The 5,644-nt window shown below is 59.3% G+C and carries 6 protein-coding genes; 3 read left to right on the top strand and 3 right to left on the bottom strand.

Annotation, left to right across the window (positions count from 1 at the left end; translation table 11 throughout):
* Positions 1-125: 125 nt before the first annotated feature.
* The 3 genes from K3A84_RS20145 to K3A84_RS20135 form a co-directional block, all read right to left on the bottom strand.
* A complete protein-coding gene (locus K3A84_RS20145; RefSeq protein ID WP_017184796.1) occupies positions 126-608 on the bottom strand; it encodes a MarR family winged helix-turn-helix transcriptional regulator in 483 nt (160 codons plus the stop codon).
* A gap of 175 nt (positions 609-783) precedes the next feature.
* Positions 784-1,776 carry a PhnD/SsuA/transferrin family substrate-binding protein gene (locus K3A84_RS20140; RefSeq protein ID WP_017184795.1) on the bottom strand — a complete coding sequence of 331 codons (993 nt, stop codon included), beginning with the start codon at positions 1,774-1,776 and terminating at the stop codon, positions 784-786.
* Between the two features lie 2 nt (positions 1,777-1,778).
* Positions 1,779-2,966 (bottom strand): Gfo/Idh/MocA family protein, encoded by a 1,188-nt coding sequence (locus K3A84_RS20135; protein WP_017184794.1) that lies wholly within the window; start codon positions 2,964-2,966, stop codon positions 1,779-1,781.
* Positions 2,967-3,098: 132 nt separating this feature from the next.
* Here K3A84_RS20135 and K3A84_RS20130 point away from each other — a divergent pair, with 132 nt between their 5' ends.
* From K3A84_RS20130 to K3A84_RS20120, 3 genes are all read left to right on the top strand, one after another.
* Positions 3,099-4,433: a Rieske 2Fe-2S domain-containing protein gene (locus K3A84_RS20130; RefSeq protein WP_017184793.1), complete on the top strand. Its 1,335-nt coding sequence runs from the start codon at positions 3,099-3,101 to the stop codon at positions 4,431-4,433.
* Positions 4,433-5,296, top strand: a complete 864-nt coding sequence (gene nadC / locus K3A84_RS20125; protein ID WP_017184792.1) for a carboxylating nicotinate-nucleotide diphosphorylase — start codon at positions 4,433-4,435, stop codon at positions 5,294-5,296. The genes K3A84_RS20130 and nadC overlap by 1 nt, the downstream gene beginning before the upstream one ends.
* 80 nt (positions 5,297-5,376) lie before the next feature.
* The coding region (locus K3A84_RS20120) for a 2Fe-2S iron-sulfur cluster-binding protein (protein ID WP_404823192.1) at positions 5,377-5,644 on the top strand (268 nt) is incomplete at its 3' end.

Below are 5,644 nucleotides of genomic sequence, written 5' to 3'. Positions count from 1 at the left end.
GCTGCGCCAAGGCTTCCCTCTATCGGGAGTTGGAGTGGCCGTGAGGCCTTCCCGTTCAGCCATGGCGCACACGTCCCTCCCTGTTCATGGCCTGTTGCCCCTGATCCAGGGATGATGTGGAGGAGTCATCCTTCGTCAGCAGGCTTCGCAGGCAGCCTATCAAATTCGGCAGCGAGATTGGCTGATATGCGCTCGAGGACCGATCGACAGATTTCAACTTCGCGCGGCTCGATGCCAGCAACAGCGACCTTGTTGATGTCGATCGCGTATTGCATCAGCTCCTTTTCGAGCGCACGGCCATGATCTGTAAGAGTAATCCGCAATTTTCGACGATCATCCTTGTCCTTGGCGCGTTGCACCAGCCCTTGCCGAAGCATGGCGTTTATCATGGCGACCGTCGTATTTTCGGTGACGTTAGTCATGTCGCTCAGATATTTTTGGGTCACCCCGTCCCTGAGCCATAGGACACGAAGATAGTACCAGAAACCGGTTTTGAGTTCGTGCTTGGCCAAATAGGCACTCAAGAGCCGATCGAACCGTCGGTGGCAGCGCCGAACCTGATAGCCCAAACTCAGTTCCGGATCGAGTTTGGGGGCGTGCTTCGACATCTGTTCACTCCTGACGGGTTCAACCGATCCTCCACTCGCACAGACGCCGCACGAACGCATCGCAAAACCGTACCCGGCACCCGAAACCCATATTCCTATGATGGTCCTCGGGATATTAAACGTGTCCCGAGGACCATCATGTGAGCAGTAGACTGGCCTCGTGCAGGATGGTTTCTTAGATGCGGAACTCGGCGAAAGTCTCGGGCGCGAACATCTCTTCTATGGTGAGCTGGCGGGGCGACAGGCCCTGCTCGTGATGGTAACGCGTGAATGTCTCGATGACGTGGCGGTTCTTTTCGATGCCATAGGGCCACCATTCCCTGCCCATCGTAGCAATAGTGTCCTCCACTGCGGCGATCTGCCATGGCAACATCGTTTTCAGCGATGCCGACACCAACAATTGTTCATAGCTCAACCGCTGGGCTTCTACGAATGCCTTGTAAAGCGCCTGAGCAATCCATCGATTCTTCTCATACACGTCTCGCCGGATGGCCACGACATGCATGATCGGGAAGATTCCTGTCTTCGCGAAATAGGCTTTTTCAACGTCCACAAAATTGGGGAAGAGGCGCCGAACCTTGCCCGGCTCCGAATAGAAGGTCGACGGCGCCCGCGCAGTATGCAGCGCATCGATCTCTCCATCCGCCAGCATGCGCTTCAAGGTCTGGGTGGGTCCGATCGGCTCGACCTTGAACTTGTCGGGTAGATTGAGCTTCAGCTTCTCCTCGCGCCCCGGCTCCTCTTCACCACCCGTGACGTAGGTGACCGACGCAGGATCAATGCCATACTCGTCCTGCAGGATGCCGCGGATCCAGACCGGAGCCGTCATCTGATATTCAGGCACGCCGATCCGCTTGCCGACGAGATCCTCGGGCTTTTCGATGCCGCTTTTGGCGGAGACGAAAATGCAGGAGTGGCGGAAGAAGCGCGAAGGAAAGACGGGAATGGCGATGAAGCCAGGATTCTCGCGGCCCAGGGTCACGCAATAGGACGACATCGACAGTTCAGCGACATCGAATTCTCGATTGCGCAGCATGCGGAAGAAGGTTTCCTCGACATCCAGAACCTGAAAGTTGAGGTCGATGCCGTCGGGCCGGACCGCGCCCGTCTGGAGGGCTTCGGTGCGGTCATAGCCCCAACAGGCGAGGGAAAGGCTCAGTCTGGTCATTGTCACGGTTTCTCCGATAGAGTGTCGAGAAGTTGGTTGGGCGCTACGTCCGTATTGCGTCGGCTCGATTCGAGGAGCGCGACGCAACAGGCCATGGTATCAAGTCCCCAGCGCCCGTCATGGATCGGGCGGCGAATGCCTAGGCAACCGCCGACAAACTCGTCGATGACTTCCTTGCGCGGCAGGGCAGGGGGCTCGATCGGCTGGAAATCGCGTTCGGTGTCCCCATAAATTGAGAGCCCCTTGGGCGACAGTTTCAGGTCCGCGCGGTCGCAGCTGACGATGATGAAACCGAAATGCTCATGATGCGGCGCTGGCGTGTCGGCAGCGACAGCCGGGACGCCGTATGTGCGCTTCAGTTTGGCTTCGATTTCATCCTGCGATGATAGCGTCGCAAGCCTCTTACGCGCCTCGCCGTAGCGATCCGGGTCCTTGTCATAGCCAAGCTCCGCTATCCACCCCACCAGTTCGTCGCTGTCATAATGCGCATATCCGCTATAGGTCAGCGACGCTGCAGCACCGGCTTCAAATGTCACCAGCGCCGTATAGGCGCCTTCGCTCGGGCGGCTGCTATCCCAGTTGGCGGCGACGGCGCGAACAGATGAAACGGGCTGCCCGACAAGGCGGCGCACGACATCGATCTGGTGCGCCGCTTGGCTGTAGACGACGCCGCCGCCACGGGCGCTATCCAGTTCTTCCGGACGCCTGGGCCGGAACATGAAATCGGTGAAGTTGAGCGCCGTGACCATCCGCACGGCACCGAACCTGCCTGAGGCAACCAATTGCGCGGCAGCCTGTACGGGTGCATCGAAGCCGTGGCTGGGTCCGACCACGAGCACCTTGCCGGCATCGGCGGCGGCGCGCTCTATACGCGCGCAATCTGCAAGCGTTGTCGCCATCGGCTTTTCGACCAGCACATGCTTTCCAGCCCGCAGAGCGGCGATGGCCTGCTCGGCATGCAACTCATGCGGGGTGGCTATATAAACCGCATCGATAACCGGCGAATACAAGAGCGCGTCGAGCGTATCGAACGCCGGCGCGCCGAATTCGTCCGCGAAGCGTTCCCGAGCTTCGCGGCGCAGGTCGAAAGCCCCGGCAAGCGCTACGCGAGAATCGGCCTTCAGCGCGGGCAGAGTGAGCATGAAACCCCGGCCGAGCCCAATGATTCCTAGTCGCAACGCATTTGCCATTCTTTGCCTGCCGCTCCCTTCAACCCGAAAATCAGGCTTGAAAAAGCCATTACTACGATATAGAAGTAATTTCAAGGGCGCATCCTGAGGGTGATTCGTCTTCGTGCCAAGCCAAAATGAGGAGGGTAGCTAATGACTCCGGAACAAAATGATCTGCTTTGCCGTGTGGAGGGCGAGGCCCCAATGGGGAAGCTGATGCGGCAGCACTGGTTGCCCGCCTGCATGATCGAGGACGTCGCCGAGCCAGACGGCACGCCGTTGCGTGTTCGCTTGCTGGGTGAGAACATGGTCGTGTTCCGCAATACGGAGGGGCGCATCGGTGCGCTCGACGAGCTGTGCCCGCACCGGCGCGCTTCCCTTGCCTTCGGTCGCAACGAGGAATGCGGCCTGCGTTGCCTTTATCATGGCTGGAAATTCGATGTGGACGGCAATGCCGTCGACATGTCTTCCGAGCCGGTCGATGCAAAGCTACGCGGCACGATGAAGACCAAGGCATATCCGGTGGTAGAATCTGCTGGTTTCGTCTGGGTGTGGATGGGTGACCCGGAAAATGTCATCCCTTTCAGCCCGCCGAACTGGTCGGCCGCGCCGGCTGAGAAGATCAGCATCGTGAAAATGCATGGCGGCTGCAACTGGGCGCAGGTTCTCGAAGGGTCGATCGATTCGGCGCACAGTTCGAGCCTGCATTCATCGAACATGCCGACGGCCACCGAAGTAAGCGGCTCGACGGCTACGGACACCGCGTGGCTTCGCCCGTCGGCCGACAAGGCGCCCAAGATTGAAGTGCAGAAAACGCCGTTCGGCTTTCGTTATGCTGCTATCCGCAAGCCGATCATCGATGCGGACAAGCAGGACTATGTACGCATGACTCTGTTCCAGGCTCCGTTCACGGTGCACATCCCGTCCAACGACCAATATCATCTGTCACAGATGCTGGTTCCGATCGACGATGTGAACACCATGTTCTATTGGATCGCCTGGCATCCGACGAAGGGCATCAGTCAGGATGCCTGGCGCAAGTTCTGCGGGGCGGAGATTGGCAAGGACGTCGAGCCCGTTACCTTCAAAAAGCGGCGCAACGCCGAAAACAACTATCTGCAGGACCGGGCCCTGATGAAAGCCGGCGACTTTACCGGCATCTACGGCATTCCCTGTCAGGACATGGCGATGTGGGAATCGATGGGGCCGATCGCCGACCGCAGCGAGGATCTGCTCGGCTCGAGCGACAAGGCGATCTTCACCTTCCGCACCCAGATGTATCGCGCCGCCCAGGCTGTTCAGAAAGGCGAGCCGGCACTGGGTGCTGTAGAACCGCGCGTGCCACTGGCGAAGCTCATGTCGTTCGAGGGCATGGTCCCCAAGGGCGATGACTGGCGGCTGATCAACGTCTCCGAGGAGGAGAGGCGCTTGACCGGCGTCTTCGCCGACAAGGAAGAAGTTGAAGATCTGGCGGACGCGGTTTCCTGATGCGTGAGTCGGATTTGATCGCGGGCCTGGATCAGCAACAACTCGACAACTTCGTCGATTATGTTCTGAGTGAGGATCTGGGGAGCGGAGACGTCACGAGCCGTGTGTCAGTCCCCGCCAGCGCGCGCTTTTCCGCCGTTCTGGCTGCCCGGCAACCGATAGTGGTTGCCGGGCTCCAGCTGGCAGCCGCGTTTTTCGGTAAGCTCGACCCCGAGGTCGCTATCGAATTCCTGGTGCAGGATGGGGACAATGTTGCCGCTGGGCAGCCCCTCATGCGAATTGCGGGAAGCGCGCAGCTCATGCTCGCGGCCGAGAGGTCCGCTCTCAATACGCTCCAGCACCTGACCGGCATCGCGACGGTGACGCGATCTTATGCCGAAGCGATCGCCGGTACGGATTGCGTCCTTCTCGATACGCGCAAGACAATTCCCGGTCTTCGGGCGATCGAGAAATATGCCGCCAAGGTGGGCGGGGCGCGGAATCATCGCATGCGTCTGGATGACGGTATCCTGATCAAGGACAACCACATCGCCGCCGCTGGCAGCATTGTCGAAGCGGTCAAGGCTGCGAAAGCCGCCAATACCGGGCTGGAAGTCCAGGTCGAGGTTGACGGGATCGAACAAATCGAGCCTGCGCTGATGGCGGGGGCGGATCGTCTGCTTTGCGACAACATGTCTCCTGCCAAGCTCAAAGAGGCCGTCGCCCTTGTCGGCGGCCGCGTCCCCATCGAAGCGTCAGGCGGCGTGCGGCTCGATACGATTAGGGAAATCGCGTCGACTGGCGTCGATTTTGTATCAGTCGGGCGCATCACCCAAAGTGCTCCCGCGGCCGATATCGGATTGGACTACGCGCTTTCCCCATGAGCCTTGCGCGCCAAGGCGGCGTGGAGGTTTTTCAGTCGATAGCAGACTGCCAAAAAGCATATTTGGAAATTAGAGGACTAATGGAGATTACCGTTACAACGCGCACTGGCGAGCGCGTGACCGTCACACCGAATGGCGCAACCACGTTACTGGAAGCGATCCGCGACGCAGGCATCGACGAGTTGCTTGCATTGTGCGGAGGGTGTTGCTCCTGCGCAACCTGCCATATCCAGGTCGATGAAGCGTTTCTCGATCGCTTGCCACCCATGAGTACGGATGAGGACGATCTTCTGGACTCGTCCGAGCACCGTTGCTCAAGATCTCGGTTATCCTGTCAGTTGACTATCT

Source organism: Novosphingobium percolationis (genome assembly GCF_020179425.1).
Lineage (GTDB): Bacteria > Pseudomonadota > Alphaproteobacteria > Sphingomonadales > Sphingomonadaceae > Novosphingobium > Novosphingobium percolationis.
Note: the sequence above shows the minus strand (reverse complement) of the source record. Positions and strands in the feature narration are given on the sequence as shown.